We start from the raw sequence: 3,847 nt of genomic DNA on the forward strand, positions 1-3,847 counted from the left end.
ATATTATTTGAAAAATTAAAATCCGGGATAACAAGAAGAATACCGATAAAAACAGCACCTGCAATAATAATATCTATTGTTTTAAGCTTTTCTTTAAAAAATAAGGGTTCCAGAAAGGTCACAAACAAAGGGAAAGTCGAAAAGGTGACAAGCCCAACGGCCACACTTGAAATCTGAATGGAAAGAAAAAAACTCCACCAGTGAACAGCCAGAAGGATTCCCTGGAAAATAAAAAATAAAATTTCTTTTTTACCAAACCCAAACAATACAGTTTTTGAAAAAAAACGTGCAAATACAAAGAGTGTAATGGATGCAAAAAAGGTTCTTCCGAGGACAATTAAAAGGGGGCTGCAGGACAGAAATTTACCGAAAAGACCTGCAAATCCAAACAGGAAAACGGCAATATGGATTTGTACAACTCCTTTATTCAATATGGTCGGGTTCAAATTTAAATAATCACCTGGTAAGTTGCCGGTATTTTATCCGTGCCGGCTGATCGGCTTTAATCCCCAGTCTTTTCTTCCGGTCTTTTTCATAATCTGAATATGACCCTTCAAAAAACAAGGTCTGGCTGTCTCCCTCAAACGCCAGGATATGGGTGGCAATACGGTCAAGAAACCATCTGTCATGGCTGATAATAACAGCACATCCTGCAAAGTTTTCCAGAGCTTCCTCCAATGCTCTCAAGGTGTTGACATCCAGATCATTGGTGGGCTCATCCAATAATAAAAGGTTGGCTTCCAGTTTCAGCATGGAGGCCAGATGCACTCGGTTTCTTTCACCCCCGGAGATATCTTTTACCTTTTTTTGCTGGTCAGATCCGGAAAAGTTGAATTTTGCTACATAGGCCCTTGAATTTAACTCTCTGCCACCAATGAGCATTTTATCATTTCCATCTGAGATGACTTCAAAAATAGTTTTTTCAGGATCAAGTGTGTCTCTATCCTGATCTACATAGGCAAGTTTAACACTCTGGCCAAGCTCAATGGATCCTGAATCAGGTTTTTCTTTGCCTGTGATCATGTTGAACAGAGTTGTTTTGCCGGCCCCATTGGGACCGACAACACCAACGATACCACCAGGAGGAATAATAAAATTCATATTTTCCACCAGCAGCTTGTCTTCAAATGCCTTGGAAACATCTTTAGTCACAATAACTTTTTCTCCAAGCCTGGGACCTGGCGGAATGAAAATTTCCATGGTGTGTTCCAGCTTGTTGACATCTTTTTTTAAAAGTTCTTCATAGGCTTTTATCCTGGCCTTTGATTTGGATCGCCTGCCTTTGGGAGACATATGAATCCATTCAAGCTCTCTTTGAAGGGTTTGTTGACGCTTGGATTCTGATTTCTGCTCCGTGGCCAGCCGTTTTTGTTTTTGATCAAGCCATGAAGAATAGTTTCCTTTCCAGGGAATCCCTTCTCCGCGGTCAAGTTCTAATATCCATCCGGCTACATTGTCCAGAAAATATCGGTCATGGGTGACGGCAATAACGGTTCCTTCATACCGGCTTAAATGTTCTTCAAGCCAGGATACAGATTCAGCATCAAGATGGTTGGTGGGCTCATCCAGCAAAAGAATATCGGGTTTTTGCAGTAACAGCCGACAAAGTGCGACCCGCCTTTTTTCGCCGCCGGATATCACATTACATTGGGTATCCCCGGGAGGGCAACGCAACGCATCCATGGCCATTTTCAGTTTTGAATCAAGATCCCAGGCCTCCATGTGATCCAGCTTTTCCTGGATTTTGCCTTGTTTTTCGATGAGTTTGTCCATTTCATCATCTGACATGGGATTTGCAAATTCTTCTGAAATCTTTTCATATTCATTTAACAGATCAACCGTTTCTTTAACCCCTTCTTCAACAATCTGTTTAACAGTCTTTTGGCTGTCAACAAGGGGTTCTTGTTCAAGATAGCCGACGGTAAGCCCTTTGGAGAGCATTGTTTCACCGGAAAACTCCGTATCAAGGCCAGCCATGATTTTTAATAAAGAACTTTTCCCAGAGCCGTTTAATCCCAGAACTCCGATTTTTGCCCCATAAAAATATGACAGGGAAATATTTTTGAGCACCTGTTTTTGACCATAAAGTTTGCTCATATTGATCATGGAATAGATTACTTTTTTAGTATCTTGTGTCATCTGTTATAACTCCTTATTCAATAACAGCAATGCACTCTATCTCAACAAGAGCATCTTTTGGCAGTGCTCCTACTTCAAATGCAGATCTTGCCGGTTTATGACCTCCAAGATACTCTTCATATACTTTGTTCATCCCCATAAAGTCATCCATGGAACCTAAAAAGATAGTGGCTTTTACAATTTTATTTAAGGTTGTGCCGACTTCCGCTAATACGATCTCAATATTTTTCATTACCCGGGCTGTCTGATCTTCAATATTGGCTCCCACCATCTCCATGGTTTCAGGATCAAGGGGGATCTGGCCGGAGCAAAACACCATGTCGCCATGAACAATGGCATGGCAGTAGGGGCCAAGGGCAGCAGGGGCTTTGTCTGAAAAAATTTGTTTCATTGTCTTCTCCTTTTTTAATTTAGTTATAGAATGTTACAATTGGTTCCTTTAAAATAAGGTCTATTGCCTCTCTTGCTGTTTTGGCAATAATAGGAAATGTCTTTTCTAATTTTGATATCTGCCTTAAATTGTCACCGGTTCTTAAGATTAATCGTGCAAAGTCTCCTTCTGCAAAATCTGACTGGGTTACCAAATTTTCCCAGGGTTCATCATGGGCCCAGGAATAGAGAAGCAGGCTGGGTTGAATAAATAAGTTGGGTGCATCAAATCCCTTTTTCAGCATGTTGACGGCAAAAGGTTTTAATCCTTTTCTTGCATCCAGAAAGGATTCTTTCAGGCGTTTGGGCAGGGCCTGGTTGTATAGCGGATCATCTTTAAATTCTTTTTCATTGACAAATGAGCCGATAATGGCAGCCAATAATGCCGGATCGGTTTGGGGCAAAAGATTTTTTCTGATACCTTGTGCCACCAGAAGGGGAGAGTCAATTCTCAGTTTGGATGCCCAGAGGCCATCCCCTGTGAGCTTTCCATCATCTGTAACAAAATCTTCAGCGGCCAGAAACCCCATGTGATCTAAAAAATCATCCCAAAGGAGTTCAAGATCCGGGCCATATTTTCTTCTTGCCCTTTCTCCGCGTTTTTTTCCTGACACGGTTAGGTATGAGGCAAATGATTTTTCAAGAAGCATTTTTACCTGGTCCGGTGTATGGGAGAGCAACAGGTTCAGAACCATGGAAAAATTGATATTTATCTGGCTTTCTATATCCAGGGGAGGGGCGCTGATCAATTCTGCAAGTAATTTTAAGTCCATGAATTTGCCGGGTAGCATAATCCCGAATCCAATGTTATCCATCCCTCTTCTTCCAGCCCTGCCGGACATTTGGGCAAATTCACTGGGAGTTAAAGGTATGAATTCAACCCCGTTAAACCGGTCGGAATTCAGGATGACCACGGATCGTGCAGGAAAATTGACACCTGCCGCAACGGTGGAGGTTGCAAACATGGCATCCAGCAACCCTTGGGCCATAAGTGTTTCCACGACTATTTTCCATGCAGGAAGATGACCGCTGTGGTGGGATGCAGTGGCAGTGAGTTCAAGGTATGGTCGCTGGTTGTGGTTTGCAAGATGTGGATTGCCTGATACCAGTTCATTGATCTTGTTAAGCAACACCTTTTTTTTTTCCGGATCTTTGGATAGCAATTTTGAATTGCAAAGTTTTATTGCCTGATCACATTCTGCTCTTGATTTTAAAAAAAAGATAGCCGGCAGCAAATGATATTTATCCAGGATATTCAGGATGTCAGCAAATGGAGGAA

3 protein-coding genes and 1 pseudogene are annotated in these 3,847 nt (G+C 41.8%); all 4 read right to left on the reverse strand.

Features of this window, described 5'->3' with window-relative positions; translation table 11 throughout:
- Window positions 1-446 (reverse strand): EamA family transporter (locus tag K8S13_RS10515; protein ID WP_291462400.1); only part of this gene is annotated, 446 nt, incomplete at its 3' end.
- Between the two features lie 10 nt (window positions 447-456).
- Window positions 457-2,139, reverse strand: coding sequence for an energy-dependent translational throttle protein EttA (gene ettA / locus K8S13_RS10520; protein ID WP_291462401.1), 1,683 nt, complete (start codon window positions 2,137-2,139; stop codon window positions 457-459).
- A 13-nt stretch (window positions 2,140-2,152) separates the two neighbouring features.
- Entirely contained in the window at window positions 2,153-2,530 is a 378-nt protein-coding gene (locus tag K8S13_RS10525) for a RidA family protein (protein ID WP_291462402.1), read from the reverse strand.
- A 19-nt stretch (window positions 2,531-2,549) separates the two neighbouring features.
- Window positions 2,550-3,847: pseudogene (locus K8S13_RS10530) on the reverse strand (ATP-dependent DNA helicase); the annotation flags it as partial.

It is taken from the genome of Desulfobacula sp. (assembly GCF_021107415.1).